A 17,331-nucleotide genomic window follows, 5' to 3' on the forward strand; every position below is an offset into this window, starting at 1 on the left:
CAACAAAAAAGGGAAGCCCTCGAATCAGATGAGGCTTCCCTTTTTTAATGCTATTTGCTTTCTCTCAAAAAGTTTCCAGACAGGTCGAAATATACCTCTATACCATTGTTTAATTCCAACTCATAGCCTTGGTCCGTTTTCTCGATACTTGTCAATCCGATACCGGTATAATGTGCATTCAGATATCCTTGTACAGCGCTTGGCAGCATATCAATGGGTAACTTCGTGTTATCATCACCGTTGATTTCCACCCAATTGCCATTTTTATCAAAATCTATTTCCGTTAGATCGGAAAGTTCAACTTCGAAAAATGTACCATCAGCGACTGGAGACTTCTTATGGATAACATTTTTTATCTGCAGGGCGTTAAAGTACGTAGTCAAAAAGTTACTAGCTGCGGCGGGTAATTCTCCTTTGGTCTCAGCGCCGCTTACATTCGTTTCATTAGAAGGAGACGAGGGGCTATTTTTGGAATTGGGATTATTCGCCGAGTTGCCACAGCTTGACAATACAACAACGAAAACGGTAAAAAATAAAGCTTTCATAAATACATTTATCTATTAAAACACGAATAATGGTCAGAATGTTTGAATGACCTACTAAAATTAGATCCATTTTAATATTTCCTTTTTTGCGCTTGACCTATGTACGAATTTCATTAAATTTGAGCTAACAAACAACATATACATGAGTAAAAAACCAATACTTCCTATTGCAGCAATTGGAGAAATCAATTGGGTTGATAATTTAAAATCCTTTTTATCAACCTATGAAGTTGTCGCCAAAGGAATTCCCCTGCAAAATGAAGTGTCTTTAATATCGTTTGGATTTGGAGATCAGATCCGATCGTATTACAAACACTTCGGAGCCACCGAGAGTGCTGAATTTATGTATTATCTAAAGAGATATAATGAATTGGAATGGCTTCATACCAGCCGATATAGCAAAACGCTAACCGAATACTTCCCATTAGATGAACTTAGTAATTTTGTGATTATAGGAGAGTCGTTACACGAAGATCCAATTTGTTTAAACATTCAAAATCAGCGTATCTATACTTTTACAAAAAAACCATCGGGAATGCATATCCTATTTAATTCATTTAACGACTACCTTCTAATCGAGCTCATGAATTTTAAAAAACAAGTATGTGCATTCGATTTTGACAATAGAGAGCAGGAAAGAGCATATTTAAACACTATAGTAAACGATAAAGGTATTGATCAAAAATTACGTCACAATAAACTGTACCAAGGATAATGAAAGGTAGTGTGAGGGGTTTTACCGACAGAACCCCCCATTTTACCGAGAACACAACATACTACACCTAAAACAGGTACTGGTGAGATAAATTTGCCCCTATCTTTGATATATCAAATAACAAATTTATAAATGATATACGATATGAAATTCAAAGAAACATTTTCAATAAAAGGAGAGAATCTACTAAAGAAGATTCAGGACTTAATCGCTGAAGGCAATGTAACAAAAATCAGTATAGCTGATAAATCAGGAAAAGAAATCATGAGCTTTCCAGTGACCTTGGGTGTGATCGGAATATTATTAGCTCCTATTTTTGCTGCTGTTGGCACATTAGCCGCACTGCTTACAGAATGTAAAATCACGGTCGAACGAAATAACAAGGACAGTGCAAACGATGAGGAAGCTGCTCAAGAAACTCAAATTATCGACGTAAATTAATTAAACGGTCCTACTACCAGTACGTAGTAGGACTTATACTTTAAATGCTGATTTAATTACAATATGATATTGATCGCTGTTCTTCTTCCTTGGTTATCTTTCTTTTTGAGGGGACGAATTTTAACAGGCTTTGTATGTCTCATTTTACAATGCACCTTAATAGGTTGGCTTCCCGCGGCAATATGGGCGGTAGCGTCCAGAATAGACGGAAAGAATAAGGCGCGCATTAGAATTTTAGCGCGTAGGATGAACTATTAACAAAAAGAGATCTGTGACAAAAACTATCCTAGCGCACGAATCTACACTAGAAAGAGAAAGTCGCTTTTCTTAGCTGATAAGCGACTTTCTCTTTTTTTTGTTCCCGAAGTCGTGCTCGAACCAGCGACTCTCTGCTTAAACCCTACATCGACGCTAATCAACTGAGCTAATCCAACAACAGCGCAGTCTATCTTTGGTCATCGGTAGGCACGAAGAGTACCGCGTTTGCGGCAACTATTCCATTTGCACCTTTCGTACTGATTTCTACAAAAGCGGGTTTGTCCCCATCGATAACGACAGAACTTCCCAAAGGCACCCAAGTACTGGATGTTTGTCCTTTTATTTCCACGCGCGACAAATCCAGTTGCTTTTCGTCGGAAGTCTTGCCGTCATAAATGGAATAAGTAAACAGCTGGGAACTTTTGTCGGATTTCGGAAAATAGGTATACACGTCATAGCTACCGGCGGGCAAAGAAGCTGCCGTAAATTTAGCCGTGCTTTGTCCGTCTTTACTATCAGCTTCTACGTAGCTACGTCCGTAGCCATCGTTACTACCCTGATTCCAATTCCCGGTAAACTGTACAGCATCCACATCAGAACTGCTGATGAGTATATCTGACTGCCGCTGGTCCGCTTTAGGATTGGAAGCCAATACCGCTTTTATCTCCGAGACACCTACGGATTGTACATCGATGCCCTGATCGATTGCTAGACAAGCAGCCACTGCTGCAGACTGCCCCAATACCATGAATACCGGCTCCATTCGTATGGAACCAAAAGCAATATGGCTAGCTGACAGACAGACGGGCACCAATAGATTCGTAACCTCATCACGCTTGGGCACAATTGCACGGTATGAAATCGGAAATGGTGGAAAACCGCCAACTTCCACATTGCCTTCGTTCTTCACCATGCCGTTGATCACCAACCGATCACAGTTGTGTGAATCCATCGTATAGGCGGCATAGCCCACTTCATCGTTTACCACCTCTTTACCTTGGCAATGGTGCTGAGTCATCACCAGTTCGCCAACCATCCGCCGAGCTTCACGAATATAGAGCTGCGGACTCCAGTGACCATCGTTTACGTATTCATCTTTGGGATACCCCCACTTTTGCATTTCCTCGCGGATAAACTCTGGAATTGACGGATCGTTGCCCACAAAATACAGTAACCCTTTGGTATAGTCTTCATGGGCTTTGATAATTTCCCGTCTGCGTGCGTAGTTCGCTTCGGGGTAGTCCCAATTCATGCCAATCATGTCGGTCGAAAAGCCATTGCGGTTGTTGATATCGGTTTTCCCATTTGGCATCCCGCTCCAGATGAATACATCGTTCAATCCTTTCCACGGTTGGATTTCCTTCTGTCTCTTCAACAGCTCATACCGGGCAGGATCGTAATTATCCGGTTCGGCTATTGGGATACGGTTTTCGGGCACGTTAGTGAGCGTAATACGGTAGTTGTATGCCTGTACTTTTTTATCGCCTGTGCCGTCGGCGAGTAGCTCGCCATCACGTATCCCCCATAGCAGCCCACTGCTGGAGTCGCCGCGCTTCACATACGGGTCTATCCCATTCGGAAACTGGTGTCCATCCATTAATTGAACCCCATTTAGTGTTTCGCCGTACACCCTATTGTCTTCCCGACCTACGTGATACGATACACCAGCTGCTGCAAATAGATCCCCCTCATACGTGCAATCCATATACATTTTTGCTATTACCGTCAACGGAGGTGTTTCCGTGTTTTCAGTCGAACGGAAATGGGCTTGCGTAATTTTGGTACCAACCCTCTCCACATCCAGCAGCAATTGTCCCAATCTCATTTCGGCACCACAATCTTCCATATACTGGTTAAAAATTGCTTCTGCCACCTTTGGTTCGAAAATCCACTGTTCAAAGGTATTGTAGTGTTTTCCGATTTTGCGGTAAAAGTCTAACGCTAAGCCACTGACTACATACTTATTACCGATATCGGTGTGGCCGAGCCCACCGGAGCTCAACCCACCCAGTCTATGGCCGGGATCGACAAGAATAACAGACTTTCCTGCCTTGGCCGCCGTGTAGGCAGCAACTACACCGGCCGATGTTCCACCATAGATACAGAGGTCGTATTGCTTTGTTTGGGATTGGACGCCATATGCCCAACAAAAAACAAACATAGCGGCAAAGAATATTTTGAATTTTATCATCATCTATCAATTGTGAATTAAAATTAACGAGTTATATGTGCAATATTTAATAGCCGGGGTTTTGGTTTTCTTGACCGATCGCCGGGTTATTGTTGATTTCATTTTCCGGGATGGGGTATAGCAGCCGCTCGTCAATCAACGTTTTGCCGATTGCTGCAAACGCCTCTTTGGCTTTCCCTATGCGTTTCAAATCCCACCAACGGCGCCGCTCGATCAAGAATTCATAGGCCCGCTCCTGCATGATCGCGTCAATGAAGTCATCCTCTTGCATGCCAGACGGATAATCCACCGGAGAAGCTACGTCGGGATTATATCCGTAAGCCCTTCGTCTAATCATATTCAGCCGCTCCAATGCCAATGCGGAAGGTCCATTCTCTGCGCGGCAGGCAGCTTCGGCATAGAACAGTAAGGTTTCGGCATAGCGATAAACCGGCACGCTGTACGTCCGGAGCCCACTGTTGTCCGTTATGAATTTCTTAAACAGCACCGGAGTAGTTGCCGGAAGGGGTACCCATTGGCCGGCTGCATTTTGGATTTCCGTATACAAGTTGAAGGGTTTACGCAAGTCGTCGTCGTCCCATTCCTCGCCGATCATGGAATTCGCATTAGGTAACCAGGCAAAAAAACCCGTACTGCTGTAGTTATATGGCAGGTTATTTCCCATGTGTAGGAAATTGGTGATTTCCGATTGCGAGACGTCTGAATGGTGTACGGACATAATATCCTCCGAACTTGTATTCGACGCAAAAATATCGTAAAAATCATCCGGCTCTTGCACAGCGACCAGCGTATATTGTCCATTTGTAATGACCTCTTCTGCTTTGGCCGCAGCGGCCTGCCAGTCACCGATAGTCAGGTATACGTGTGCCAACAACATTTTTGCAGCAGATTGTGAAGCCTGACCAGTCTCCTGCCCGACGGCTGGAAGCAGACCTATTTCTGCAGCCTCAGCGTCGGCAATGATCAGATCGTACACTTCATTTTCTGGTCGACGCGGTGATTCCAAATCTGATAAATCTGTACTTTCTGACGTTTTGATCGGAACAGCCCCCCACCCCCGTACCAGCTCAAAGTAAGCCAGCGCGCGAAGAAAATGAGCCTCTGCCAAAATACGGGTACTTGCACTCTCGCTGATGTCGGTAATCGATGGCACATTAGCTAAAACAGCATTTGCGCGATTGATGCTTTCGTACAGCCTGAACCAATGATTTGCTGTACGCCCGATATTCTGCTGATCCAGCAGTTGATCCATATTTGAAATGGGCGCTTGCGATCCACGGCCAAGCACCAGATCGCTATGGAGTTCGGATAAGATAAAATTATCGATGCCATAAAATTCTTTACCCACGCTACTATATGCACCATTCAATGCGCCTTGCGCATCTGCTTCATTTCGGTAATAGTTGTTTCTCGAGACGAAATCCATCGGCACCTCTTCCAACATGTTTTGGCAAGCAGTCAACCATACGCCGACCCCCACAATCACTAATAAACCTATCTTTTTCATCTATTTTAATTTTTATTTAGTGGCGATGAAGCTGTCATGATTTTTCATAGCTATTTGCTACACAGGTGTTCAAGAGCTCGCAAGCTCGGTTTAATTCTGTCACTGTGTGATTTTTTCAAATCATGACGGTTTCATTTTTTTCAATTAGAATGTTAACCTAAATCCCAATACATAGTTTTTAGCGTTTGGATAGCCGCTTTGGTCATGCCCCATCCGCAGCCGATTTTCTATTTTCTGCGAGTCCTCACCACGGGTATTGACTTCCGGATCCAAGCCTGTGTACTTCGTGAACGTGAGTAGGTTTGTACCCGACACGTAGATACGCAACGCATTGCACCAAGCCATGCCCCACTTCGCTATAGGTAAATCGTATCCCAGATTGACAGACTTCAACCGGAGGTAATTACCGTTTTCGATAAACCGATCCGAAATATCAAAATTAGACGCCGAACTGATTCTTGGATACTTGGCATTCGGATCCGGATTCTCAACCGTCCAATAGTTGCCCATCAGGTCCTGAAATTGGTTGCTTCCACGTTGGAAGGAATTCAAATGTGTACCGTTTGTCGCGTTGAATATCTGATTACCCTGTACCCCTTCCAGAAAAACAGTGAGACTCACCCCTTTGTAAGACACAGTGGAGTTCAAACTATAGATCAAATCCGGTGTGGGGTTACCCAGGATCACACGGTCTTGCGCATTCACCACACCGTCCCCGTTTACATCCTTATACTTGATATATCCGTTCTCGTTCAATCCGTCTTCTAAGTAACCAAAAAGGCTCCCCAACGGCTCACCTTCACGCGCGATGTTGGTACTGGACCACACTGCTGCTTGGCCGGCGCTGTAGATGTCGCTGCCCCCAGCCAGGGTAATTACTTCATTCCGATTAGACGACAACATCGCCCCGAGATTCCATTTCCACTCGCCAGTCAATAGATCGGCGTTGACGCCAACCTCCACTCCCCGGTTACTAATTTCGCCAACATTTTGGAAAATAGAACCAAAACCTACGGAAGGCGGCAATGGTACGGATGCGAGCAGATCGGTCGTGTATTTCCAGTAATAATCTCCTGTCACAGTCAACCGATTATCCCAAATCTTAAGGTCGAATCCGACATCGGTCTGGCGGGTGGTTTCCCATTTCAGATCTTGATTGGAAATGCCCGATGGGCTGTACCCGATCACCACTTCGTTGTTTCCATATACGGTACGTACAATCCCCATCCGGTCAAGCGACTGGTATGGATCCAGCGCGGTATTACCGGTTTCGCCATAGCTTGCGCGGACTTTCAAGTCATTGATGAAGCTGATGTCTTGCATGAAGGATTCCTCAGATAATCGCCATGCCACAGCCGCAGATGGAAACATCGCCCATTTATTATTGGCTCCGAATCGCGAGGAGCCATCGGCACGGATACTTGCCGTAAATAGGTATTTGTTTGCCAGTGTATAATTGGCCCTCCCCAGCCAAGAAGCCAATGCCCATTCTGAGATACCCGAAGTCGGTGGATTAATGGTTTCCATAGCCGAAAGGTCAAAATTGCGGGTGGTATTGCCAGGTAACCCAGTTCCGTCGATTCTGAAATTGCGATTGTGGTCCGTTTGATAGGTAAATCCACCCAATAGCGTCAGTCGGTGTTTATCATTAAAGTCTTTGGAATAGGTCAACGTATTTTCATTCAAAAAGGAACTCCGGTAATAGGTTTGCTGGCGAGCATAACCCCGGTCTACCTCGAAGATAATGGGACGAAACTCATCTTCCAACGTATAGGCGTATTCCAAACCAACCAACGTTCTGAACGTCAGATTTTCACTTAGTTTCACGTCCAAACTGGCGTTGCCAAGACCGGTATTGCCGAGTGACGTTGTCTGCTCCTGTGCAAAAATCATGGGGTTTTTCATATCCGAAGAACCAAAGCTATAAGCCCGTTCAATTTGGGTAGGAAGTCCATTCTCGTCATATATGGATAGTGTCGGCGGTGCCGATGCACCCGCAGACAATATAGAGCCACCGCCCCGAAAGCCATTGTTTACCGGCACGGCCAGCTGCTGTCTCCGTGAAAGGTTTAGGTTTACATTCAGCCGCAACCAGTCTTTCACGTCGTGCCCAAGATTTAACCGCACCGAACCGCGCTTCACGCCGGTATTGATCAAAATGCCGTCTTGATCGTAATAGTTTCCGGATAGGGAGTATTGCGTTTTTTCCGATGCGCCCGAAAAAGTGAGGGTATGGTCTTGAATGTGCGCCGTGCGCAACAAGGCATCCTGCCAATCGGTGCCCGGATCCTGCACTTCGTCGAGATCGAAATAAGGATCCTGTCCCCCATTTTTCAACCACTCATTGGCGATGATGGCATAGTCGCGAGCGTTCAACAGATCATATTTTTTGGTCGCCTCCTGTAAACCGTAGAAGCTGTTCAGCTCTACACGGCTGGGCGTTCCTTTTTTTCCTTTTTTTGAAGTGATGATCACTACACCATTGGCTCCGCGAGCCCCGTAGATCGCCGTGGCGGAAGCATCTTTCAAAATATCAATAGATTCGATATCTGCCGGATTGAGGAAATTCAAGTCGCCGGTCAATGGAAATCCATCTACAACATACAATGGTTGGTTGTCGCCAATCATCGAATTTCCACCCCTGACACGAACCTCTATCCGTCCTCCCGGCTGCCCAGAGTTCTGTGTCACCTGCACACCTGGGGCACGTCCTTTTAACGCTTGCTCCAAGTTATAAACCGGCACCGCCTGCAGTTCTTCCGATTTGATTTGCGCTACGGATCCAGTGAGGTCGGACTTGCGAATAGTGCCATACCCCACAACAACCACTTCTTCCAGATCGCTCACAACGGCTTGCATCGTCACATCGAGCCGACTGCTTATTTCGTTAACACGATGTTCCTGTGGCCTATACCCCACTATAGTGAACACTAAAGATCCCTGATTTGGAACAGCGATAGTGTACCTTCCCCGTTCATCTGTGGTGACAGCGGTGGACGTGCCCTTCACAGTAACCGATACGCCTACCAGGGGCTTACCTTGATCATCCACGACGTAACCCGATACCATCTCCTGCGGCCGGTTTTCATCGGAAATTGACAACACGGTTTTCTTCCTCGATACCAGCACCCTTTTTCCACGGATTTGATAGGTAAGCGGCTGGTTGGTAAAACAATGCTGCAAGATCTCAACTAACGGGGCTTGATTAAAACTCAGGCTCACCGGACCGGTGTCCTTCAAATCATCCGTCAGGTAAAGGAAATGATAGCCTGTCTGCTTGCGCAATTCAGCAAAAACCGTTTTCAACGGAATTTGCTTAGCTGTAATACTCGCTTTCTGGGCATACACCTCAGCTCCAGCGCGGACAGCGGTAATCAATACGATAGCGAATATGATTTTAGTCATAATCAAAAGCTTAATGAGGCCACGATAATGCGTCGCGGGTTTATACGTTCTGTGCGTTTTGCAATTTTTGCAAATTCCGCACGTTATTGCAATACAAATTGCATACATTTGTTATACAGGTTAAATGATTATTCTGTTAAATCTATCATTATCAATTGCCAATTATATATTGTCAATTGATCATTGGATAGCCTGTTTGCGGCATAAATTACCGCGCCAGCCGGAAGTGTTAGCCGCACTTCCGGCTTTTTGGGGCTTATGCCCTCACAGGGAATCCATTATTTGGAATCTATTCAAGTATACATATTTCTATACCTCCTTCATTTGTGTTTAATTTTGCTCTTTCCGACTTCCGCCGGTTGCATTCGATAATACCCCCTACTTACTGTACGTACCATCCTGAACCGGGAGCATAATACTGTAGACCATACCATAGTAGATCCGAAGTCCCTTCGTTATAAGGATTTCCAGCATCGATTTTCACGGCCACGTTTATGATGGGGTAGAAAGCCCAATCGGTACCGCCATCCGTCCTATCAAGCATATTTCTATGCTGCAAGGTTTCTTTACCATCAACGAAATGCGTAATCCAGTCATCTTCAATAATACAGGTGTAGTCGTGGGGCTCAGCATTCAGGTTTATGTCCAGTTCGAAACCGGGAACTCGGTCCAATTCACTTTTCAGACCATTTACCATATCCCGCACATTGGAGCCATGCACACCGATATGTTGTGCAGAACTTGTCGACCGCGGTGTGTAGGCCGCGCCGTAAGCTCCATTGAAGCTCTCGAAGAAGTCGACCTCCGGCGGCCACTGGCTAACGCCTGTACTGAGCACGCTTCCTACCGCCCAAAAAGCAGACCAGGCTCCGCGACGGCTAGGGGTCTGTATCTGCGCGCGATAAACACCCCGGCGATACTTCCATTCATCCAATTTCGAACCTTGCAATACAGACGCCTGAAAGGGAAATATTCTATCGCTAAACACAACAGGCTCTTCAAACTTTACCGTATGCAGCCGTACAAATGGTCGGCCTTCGCTATCCACCTCACGGGTCTGCGGGTTCACCGCATCGTCTGGAAATGCCTCTACGTTTGTGTACAGGCCAGTCTCACCGTTACCAGCCTGCGAATAACCGTGCGATAGCCTCGAGCGCCATACTGGGTTGCCGTCGGCATCAAAACCGCTATCTGACCATTCAATGGCCGCCATATCCAAGTCCACCGTTGGCGTTACTCCATCCGCGTGAAACACAAGGGGATCACGGTGAAAGGGCATTTCAGCGGGAAGTTCATTGACGGCACCTTCCTGAATCTGGAAAATACAAGCTACAGGGCCGGCGGTTCCTTCGCCGGGAAAAGTTATCTTGAATTGATCGCCAGGGGTGTGCCTCGGATTGATAATATCAACCGTAATCCAAAGGTCAGCATCATCACCGGGGCGCCAATATTGATATTTGAAAGGGGTAGATATGTCTCGATTGACGTTGAATCCCTTTGCTCCGCCAGTACTCGTATTAACTTGTACATAAGCAGTGCTCATAATCGCACCGGCTAGCGTCAGCCGGACGTGAGCCTTGGTCGCGCCGGGGGGGATACCAATTGGTTCTTCCAACGTGGTCATTGGATCAAGATCAATACCGTTGATTGACAAACGCCGATCCGCTAGTACAGGTATATCCTCCAACGGAATCTCCGGATTTGGATTCAAAATATGCTCGCTACAACTTACCATTGAGCTGATCACCAACGCTGTGATGATCAATCCGATATTAGCCCTACTTTTTTTCATCTGGATATAATTTGTTTTTTAACTGCGATGAAGCTATCAGATTTATTCATTTCCCCACCTGAAAGAATAAATCATGATGGTTCCATAGCAATAACTATTACAGTTCTTTAAATGATTATTCTGTTAAATTTATCATTGTCAGCTGGTACGTACCAACTAACCATTGGATTAGCCTTTTTGCGGCACCATGACCACTCTGGCCGAAAGCGTTAGCCGCACTTTCGGTTTTTTCGGCTAATCTGGGTAAAGATTCAAGTTACCAGATCATCCTAACCTCCTTTCCATTGCGTTCAAATTTAACCTTGCTGACCAATTCCAAGTCAGCCAACAGTTCATCGATTCCTGCGGTGATCGGAAAACTTCCTCCGAAGCGCTTTTTAGGGAGATTCGCTTCGATGACTATCCGTACATCATACCACCTCGCCACGCTTCGCATCACCGAAATCACATCCATATCGTCGAACAAAAAGTAACCGTTTTTCCAAGCCATCGCCCGTTCCAGATTGCCCTGTCTTTTTACTAAATTGCCATCCGCTGAGGAAACAGCTTCAAAACCCGGAATCAAGGAAAGCATCTTGCCGCGATGGCGCACATCTACTCCGCCTTCCAATAGCGTGGTGCGCACCTCATCATCTGAAGCATATGCAGAGACTGTGAAATGCGTACCTGTCACCGTGATTTCCCGGCCTTGGGCCATCACCTTGAACGGTTTTGACCGGTCGGGCATTACTTCAAAATACGCCTCCCCATCTAATACTATCTTACGCTCACTCCCCGTAAATGCGACAGGATAGGTGAGCGTTGTTGCTGTATTCATCCATACATTTGTTCCGTCTGGCAAGACCAGCTTGAATTGCTTACCATTGGGTACATGGAGGATGTTTTGTGGGGGTACCTCCGGCGTAATCTCTGATTTGGAATCCGATGATTTCTCGTAAACCAGTTCGCCGTCAAGTTTCCGGATATCGACGCCCCCACTATGACTCACCAGTCCGTGTTGTAGCCCATCTAACCCAACGACAGAACCGTCGGCCAACGTGAGCCGGACACCATCGGATGGATAGGAAGCTGATTCTGAAATTACTAAAGACTTTTCCTTAACGTCTCTCCTCCCACTGACGGACCACATCAGTCCGAAAACTGCCAGTAGCGAAGCTGCAATACCTCCATACCATAATCTCATCGACCGGGAAGAAGACTTGCTTACATAACGCCGCTTATCAATCGCTTGTCTAATCCGAATCCCCATTAACACTCTCGCCTCTTCACTTTCCCACGACCAATTATCGACAACGGGATCACGAAGAACCATTTCTTCCAGAAAGCGCTTTTCCGCTTTGGTACACGTGCCATCGGCATACCGATGCAATAATTTTCGAAATTCTTCTCGCTGCATGTAAGTTTATAATAGTCCCAGTTTATAATGGCCCCTTTATTGAAAGAGTGCAACTAGGTAAGCAAGGGGGTACGTCTCGAATAAAATATTCAGTAAACAACTGATAATCAGAAGAAAAAATTAATTAAAATAGTTAATAGCTAGTATTAAGATGAGGTATGAAATGTAATCCTCGTCGAGTCTGAGGCGTAGATGTTTCAAGGATTTATTGATTTGTTTTTTTACCGTCTGGTCCGAAATCTTCAGCCGTTCGGCGATTTCTTTATAAGACAGGTGTTCTTTACGGCTTAGCACAAATACCTCACGCATTCGCTCAGGAAGTTTATTAACCTCGGCATCAATGATATCTGATAATTCCCGCGTGTCTATTTCCGCCAACATGCTTTCATCGGCTTCCCAATAATGATCAATGAGGCGACGTTCGATATCGCCATGTTTCACTTGCTCGCGAAACCGCTTAAAAGCTAAATTTCTAGCAATCACAAACAAATAAGATTTTATGGATTTAATATTTTCCAATTTACCTCGCATCTCCCAGAAAGCTATAAACGTTTCTTGGACGATATCAGCGACGTCATTTTCATCTGGCAAAATACGGATGACATACCGAAATAGGCGTTCCCAATACGCATCATAGATACTAGAAAAAGATGATTCCTCTTTTGTATCGAAAATCCGGATATGATGCATATTTTTGATTCTGGACCCCATAAATCTACCTTATCATAAGTCACAATTGATCTGTGTGAAACAAACTTACATAAAAATCGTGAATTTGAATTGCAAGGATTTTATATATCCGCAAATAACTCCATCATTGCATGAATTCGCTATAAATTCCTTAACCTGCATGCTCAGATTATAAACAGCTAAAACCCTAACTGTTGAATAAACACCGTCGTTTTTTTGCAAGTTTAAAACTGTATACTCTCTTAAGAAAGGATATGCTACGAGATATTGCTCCACGGGGAGTCTGTGGTACGGTTCACTTCACCCCACTCCCGTTGCCATTCGCATCCAAAGAGATGGCATAACAGTGTGTATCAATGAAGCATACACTTCGCACGAAATGACGTACACCTTAAGCGAAGCGACGTGCGTCCAAAAGCAGGAAGTGTATTTCTGAATCTACCAGATGTACGTCATATGCCACGAAGCATACACTTCGTGCGAAATGACGTACACCTTAAACGAAACGACGTACGTCCAAAAGCAGGAAGTGTATTTCTGAATCTACCAGATGTACGTCATATGCCATGAAGCATACACTTCGTGCGAAATGACGTACACCTTAAACGAAACGACGTACGTCCAAAAGCAGGAAGTGTATTTCTGAATCTACCAGATGTACGTCATATGCCATGAAGTATACACTTCGTACGAAATGACGTACACCTTAAACGAAACGACGTACGTCCAAAAGCAGGAAGTATATTTCTGAATCTACCAGATGTACGTCACATGCCATGAAGCATACACTTCGTACGAAATGACGTACACCTTAAACGAAACGACGTACGTCCAAAAGCAGGAAGTGTATTTCTGAATCTACCAGACGTACGTCACATGCCATGAAGCATACACTTCGTACGAAATGACGTACACCTTAAACGAAACGACGTACGTCCAAAAGCAGGAAGTGTATTTCTGAATCTACCAGACGTACGTCACATGTCATGAAGTGTACGCCTAAATAGACGAAGGATATGTCCCCAAAGGCTCCATCCTATGAGGTCTGTAATTGTGATTTAATTATGGATCATACCGAAAGTTTGGGGGGTAATCCTTTTTAAGCATATAATTTCATTACCCTATAAAGAAAGAATTGGGTATCTCTAACCCCACGGAAGATACTTCTGAATGCTTTTAGTTTAGCATTAAAGGATTCTGCAGAAGCGTTTGTACTTTTGTTATCGAAGTAATGTAGGATATAGGGATGATGGGCAGCGATAGATCTGGCCACGCTTTCAAAAGATGCTATTCCTGAAGCTTCTACCTGATTATGCCATAGACCAAGTTTGGTAAAAGCGACTTTCTTGTCTTTGCATTTCTGGAAGATATCTCCCAATGCTATTCCCAGATCATGTGCTTTTTTGAGAAGAGGGAATCGTAGAAATAAGAGTTCTGCCCGGTGCTTTTGACTCTCGGTCCATCTTGTGGGATGCTTGAATAACAGATATCTAGACCTTGCCAACAATTGTTTAAGGGTATCACCGTTGGATAGCACTCCAGGGTCATAAGGAATACCGCATTTACGTGCCTGGGCAATCTTTTTACTTTCCTCATCTAACACCTGCCAGCGGTATCTGATACGAAGTTCCTGAACAGCATCATAAGCAAGTTTTTGTACATGAAACCGATCGATAACCCTTCGAGCATTCCGAAAACACCTACGGATAGCTTTTGCCATATTGGGAGCCATATCCATCGTTACTTCTTTAACTTTGTTTCTTAGCCTGAGTGGAATACGCTCTAATACGGTGATAATATCTTCTGCCTTTGTTCCTCTAATGGTGGCTAGAATAGTCCCCTTTTTGCCTTTGGAGGCTTTGCTGGTGACGATAGTATAAAGTTCGCCATTGCTAAAACTGGTTTCATCAATACTGAGCTGTGGGGATATATTGCCAGGAAATACAGTCCAGTACTCCGCATGAGGTTTTTGGTCCCAATCATGAAAGTCGCTCAAGTGATTCTTATACTGATCTTGAAGTTGTTTGCCATCCAGCTGAAACAGAAGCCCAAGAAGATGGGCACTGATCGGATAGTTATCCAAATATTCCCTTTAAAAAAAGCCCGAATTCCGTAGTCATTCGAGCACCTTCACGAACCAGGTTCCAATCCCGGGTAATGATTTTCCGGGTATCTGACACCGTCCAACGCCTGCGTTTAATGTGAAGAGTAACTTTCTGACCCCGAATCGGAAAGTCTTTAATCTCTGAAACAGGCATAAAGCCCTTGGATGCTAGTTTAGTGTTTTCATATCCTGAAGGAGCAATATTTTTTTCATCCAAATGGATGTGAAGTTCTTTGTCCTTCTGGACAACTTCCATGATATCGAAATAATCTAACAGCCCTTCGGGCATTAATAAGGCCAATAGTCTACGTTCAGCGTCTTGCAAGGTAATATGTTTTAAGACTGCTAAACTAAGAATTTATTTATCTCTCCCCAAAGATTCAGCTTGATCCTTAATTATTTTGATCGCCATATTGGAACACTTTCAGAAACACTTTATGGAATACTGCCGAAAAAAAAGCCGTTTACCTGTACATGTCGTTGGTTTCTGATTAATCTCGAAACATCTAGTACCTGTCAGATGTAACCGAATACAGTATATAAAGATAGTAGGTCATAATCAAAAAGCCACGGAACATGTCCGTGGCTGCGCTCCTCAGGCTGGGCTCGAACCAGCGACCCTCTGATTAACAGTCAGATGCTCTAACCAGCTGAGCTACTGAGGAATATTTTTCTTCTCTTTCCTGACCCCCTGATTAATCCCAACATTCGGGAAGCTAACCAGCTGAGCTATTCAGGAATCTGGTTATTTGTTTTCGAAACACCATTTCCGTTTCGGTGATGCAATTATCGGAAGTTTAAAGGAGTTGTCCAAATATTTTTTTTATTTTTTATACAAGTCATTCATTGCCAACAAGAATAATTTCTAAAGCAAAACGCCCGATAAAAGTAAGGTAGCAAAAGTAAAATAAATGAGTAGTCCTGTCACGTCGACAAGGGTCGAAACAAAAGGAGCGGATGAACTAGCCGGATCGGCTCCCATCTTCCGTAAGATGAAGGGAAGCATGGAGCCTGTTAAAGATCCCCATAACACCACGCACACTAATGAAAAACTTACAACCAAAGCAATTAAAACCCAATGTTCACCATAGTGGTCCGTAAAAAATTGCCAGGTGGCTATTCTAATAAAACCCAGTATTCCCAAAATAAGCCCAAGCGCTAAACCTGATAAAATTTCCCTTTTCATAACACGCCACCAATCTGAGAGCGACACTTCTCCCAATGCCATAGCTTGAATAATCAATGTCGAAGCCTGTGATCCACTATTGCCCCCACTCGATATAATCAATGGCATTAAAGCGAAAAGCATAACAGCGCTCATCAATTGCGTCTCAAAATGCTCAATAACTGTTGCTGTCAATAATTGCCCTAGAAAAAGAACAACAAGCCAACCCGCACGTTTTTTTACGAGGTGAAGAACAGATACATCCAGATACGGTTCGTCTAACGCCTCCGTACCCCCAAAACGTTGCATATCCTCCGTGTACTCTTCGTTGGCTACCCAAAGGATATCATCAATAGTCACAATTCCCAGCATGATCCCCTGCTCATCAATAACCGGGAGTGCAACCCGGTTATTCATACGGAACACATTGACAGCCTCTTCTTGGGGATCATTCGCATTCAAAGAAATCAAACGATTATCAATCAAATCGCCCACCATCGTATTCAGCTCTGCCAACAGAATATCTTTTATTCGGATATCATCCATTAGTTTACCCTCCGAATCGATAACGTACAGCACGTCGATCGTTTCCGAGGCATTACCATATCTACGGATGTGATCCAATATTCGGGAAATGGTCCAGTGCGCTTTAACAGTGATATAATCAGGCGTCATCAAACGACCGACACTGTCTTCGGGATACCCCAAGAGGGAGAGCGCCTCTTTACGTTCTTCTGGGGAAAGCATAATAATCAAGCGCTTTACCACATCGCCTTTTAGCTCTCCAAAAAACGAAGTCCGGTCATCCGGCGGCATTTCATTAATTATCTCTCTAACCTTCGAGGCGGAAAGCTTTTTAAATATCCGCTCCTGCGTCGGAAAGTCCAGAATTCTAAAAACATTGACAGCCCTTTTTAGATGAAGCGTTTCGAGAAATAAAGCGCCATGCTCCGGAAGTTCATCAATCAGTTCCTCGACATCAGATATATTCAACTCATTAAGAAAATTCTCCAGTCCAACCTGATTGTTCGAGTCAATCAATTGTTCAACTTGCGCGACTTGCATTTCCAGTTCTTCCATATACGCCCTCCTAAAAATATGATCTTACATCGGTCTGCTAAT

Annotated in this window: 13 protein-coding genes and 1 tRNA gene; 3 read left to right on the top strand and 11 right to left on the bottom strand. The window is 44.5% G+C overall.

Annotation, left to right across the window (positions count from 1 at the left end):
* Nucleotides 1-50: 50 nt before the first annotated feature.
* Entirely contained in the window at nt 51-545 is a 495-nt protein-coding gene (locus tag C4F40_RS20735) for a PepSY-like domain-containing protein (protein ID WP_196941337.1), read from the bottom strand.
* Nucleotides 546-687: 142 nt separating this feature from the next.
* Between C4F40_RS20735 and C4F40_RS20740 the strand changes: the two genes are divergently transcribed.
* The 3 genes from C4F40_RS20740 to C4F40_RS20750 all read left to right on the top strand — a co-directional run bounded on the left by C4F40_RS20740 (nt 688) and on the right by C4F40_RS20750 (nt 1,959).
* Entirely contained in the window at nt 688-1,260 is a 573-nt protein-coding gene (locus C4F40_RS20740; protein WP_196941338.1) for a hypothetical protein, read from the top strand.
* A gap of 144 nt (nt 1,261-1,404) precedes the next feature.
* Nucleotides 1,405-1,701 carry a DUF4342 domain-containing protein gene (locus C4F40_RS20745; RefSeq protein ID WP_196941339.1) on the top strand — a complete coding sequence of 99 codons (297 nt, stop codon included), beginning with the start codon at nt 1,405-1,407 and terminating at the stop codon, nt 1,699-1,701.
* A 63-nt stretch (nt 1,702-1,764) separates the two neighbouring features.
* Nucleotides 1,765-1,959: a YqaE/Pmp3 family membrane protein gene (locus C4F40_RS20750; RefSeq protein WP_196941340.1), complete on the top strand. Its 195-nt coding sequence runs from the start codon at nt 1,765-1,767 to the stop codon at nt 1,957-1,959.
* A 187-nt stretch (nt 1,960-2,146) separates the two neighbouring features.
* Here the strand turns inward: C4F40_RS20750 and C4F40_RS20755 are convergent, their stop codons facing one another.
* From C4F40_RS20755 to mgtE, 10 genes are all read right to left on the bottom strand, one after another.
* Nucleotides 2,147-4,153, bottom strand: a complete 2,007-nt coding sequence (locus tag C4F40_RS20755) for an FAD-dependent oxidoreductase (protein ID WP_196941341.1) — start codon at nt 4,151-4,153, stop codon at nt 2,147-2,149.
* 43 nt (nt 4,154-4,196) lie between these two features.
* Nucleotides 4,197-5,657: a RagB/SusD family nutrient uptake outer membrane protein gene (locus tag C4F40_RS20760; protein ID WP_196941342.1), complete on the bottom strand. Its 1,461-nt coding sequence runs from the start codon at nt 5,655-5,657 to the stop codon at nt 4,197-4,199.
* A gap of 144 nt (nt 5,658-5,801) precedes the next feature.
* A complete protein-coding gene (locus C4F40_RS20765) occupies nt 5,802-9,062 on the bottom strand; it encodes a TonB-dependent receptor (RefSeq protein WP_196941343.1) in 3,261 nt (1,086 codons plus the stop codon).
* A gap of 382 nt (nt 9,063-9,444) precedes the next feature.
* The gene (locus tag C4F40_RS20770; protein ID WP_196941344.1) at nt 9,445-10,854 is read right to left on the bottom strand and encodes a glycoside hydrolase family 16 protein; all 1,410 of its coding nucleotides are present in this window, start codon (nt 10,852-10,854) and stop codon (nt 9,445-9,447) included.
* Nucleotides 10,855-11,110: 256 nt separating this feature from the next.
* Nucleotides 11,111-12,250: a FecR domain-containing protein gene (locus C4F40_RS20775; protein ID WP_196941345.1), complete on the bottom strand. Its 1,140-nt coding sequence runs from the start codon at nt 12,248-12,250 to the stop codon at nt 11,111-11,113.
* Between the two features lie 120 nt (nt 12,251-12,370).
* Nucleotides 12,371-12,961 carry an RNA polymerase sigma factor gene (locus C4F40_RS20780; RefSeq protein WP_196941346.1) on the bottom strand — a complete coding sequence of 197 codons (591 nt, stop codon included), beginning with the start codon at nt 12,959-12,961 and terminating at the stop codon, nt 12,371-12,373.
* 1,078 nt (nt 12,962-14,039) lie between these two features.
* On the bottom strand, nt 14,040-15,023 hold the full coding sequence (locus C4F40_RS20785) for an ISAon1 family transposase (RefSeq protein ID WP_196937955.1): 984 nt from the start codon (nt 15,021-15,023) through the stop codon (nt 14,040-14,042).
* A complete protein-coding gene (locus C4F40_RS20790) occupies nt 15,016-15,369 on the bottom strand; it encodes an ISAon1 family transposase N-terminal region protein (protein WP_196937956.1) in 354 nt (117 codons plus the stop codon). The genes C4F40_RS20785 and C4F40_RS20790 overlap by 8 nt, the downstream gene beginning before the upstream one ends.
* Before the next feature lie 266 nt (nt 15,370-15,635).
* A tRNA-Asn gene (locus tag C4F40_RS20795) sits at nt 15,636-15,709 on the bottom strand.
* A 200-nt stretch (nt 15,710-15,909) separates the two neighbouring features.
* Nucleotides 15,910-17,289, bottom strand: coding sequence for a magnesium transporter (gene mgtE / locus C4F40_RS20800; protein ID WP_196941347.1), 1,380 nt, complete (start codon nt 17,287-17,289; stop codon nt 15,910-15,912).
* Between the last annotated feature and the right edge of the window lie 42 nt (nt 17,290-17,331).

Origin of the sequence: Sphingobacterium pedocola (assembly GCF_015209965.1) — a bacterium.
Taxonomy (GTDB): Bacteria; Bacteroidota; Bacteroidia; order Sphingobacteriales; family Sphingobacteriaceae; genus Sphingobacterium; species Sphingobacterium pedocola.

What these genes read in the sequence shown, in the direction of transcription:
- mgtE (WP_196941347.1), bottom strand. Translation starts at nt 17,289, where the DNA reads ATGGAAGAACTGGAAATGCAAGTCGCGCAAGTTGAACAATTGATTGAC.
- C4F40_RS20780 (WP_196941346.1), bottom strand. Translation starts at nt 12,961, where the DNA reads ATGGGGTCCAGAATCAAAAATATGCATCATATCCGGATTTTCGATACA.
- C4F40_RS20765 (WP_196941343.1), bottom strand. Translation starts at nt 9,062, where the DNA reads ATGACTAAAATCATATTCGCTATCGTATTGATTACCGCTGTCCGCGCT.
- C4F40_RS20750 (WP_196941340.1), top strand. Translation starts at nt 1,765, where the DNA reads ATGATATTGATCGCTGTTCTTCTTCCTTGGTTATCTTTCTTTTTGAGG.
- C4F40_RS20740 (WP_196941338.1), top strand. Translation starts at nt 688, where the DNA reads ATGAGTAAAAAACCAATACTTCCTATTGCAGCAATTGGAGAAATCAAT.
- C4F40_RS20760 (WP_196941342.1), bottom strand. Translation starts at nt 5,657, where the DNA reads ATGAAAAAGATAGGTTTATTAGTGATTGTGGGGGTCGGCGTATGGTTG.
- C4F40_RS20755 (WP_196941341.1), bottom strand. Translation starts at nt 4,153, where the DNA reads ATGATGATAAAATTCAAAATATTCTTTGCCGCTATGTTTGTTTTTTGT.
- C4F40_RS20775 (WP_196941345.1), bottom strand. Translation starts at nt 12,250, where the DNA reads ATGCAGCGAGAAGAATTTCGAAAATTATTGCATCGGTATGCCGATGGC.
- C4F40_RS20770 (WP_196941344.1), bottom strand. Translation starts at nt 10,854, where the DNA reads ATGAAAAAAAGTAGGGCTAATATCGGATTGATCATCACAGCGTTGGTG.
- C4F40_RS20735 (WP_196941337.1), bottom strand. Translation starts at nt 545, where the DNA reads ATGAAAGCTTTATTTTTTACCGTTTTCGTTGTTGTATTGTCAAGCTGT.
- C4F40_RS20745 (WP_196941339.1), top strand. Translation starts at nt 1,405, where the DNA reads ATGAAATTCAAAGAAACATTTTCAATAAAAGGAGAGAATCTACTAAAG.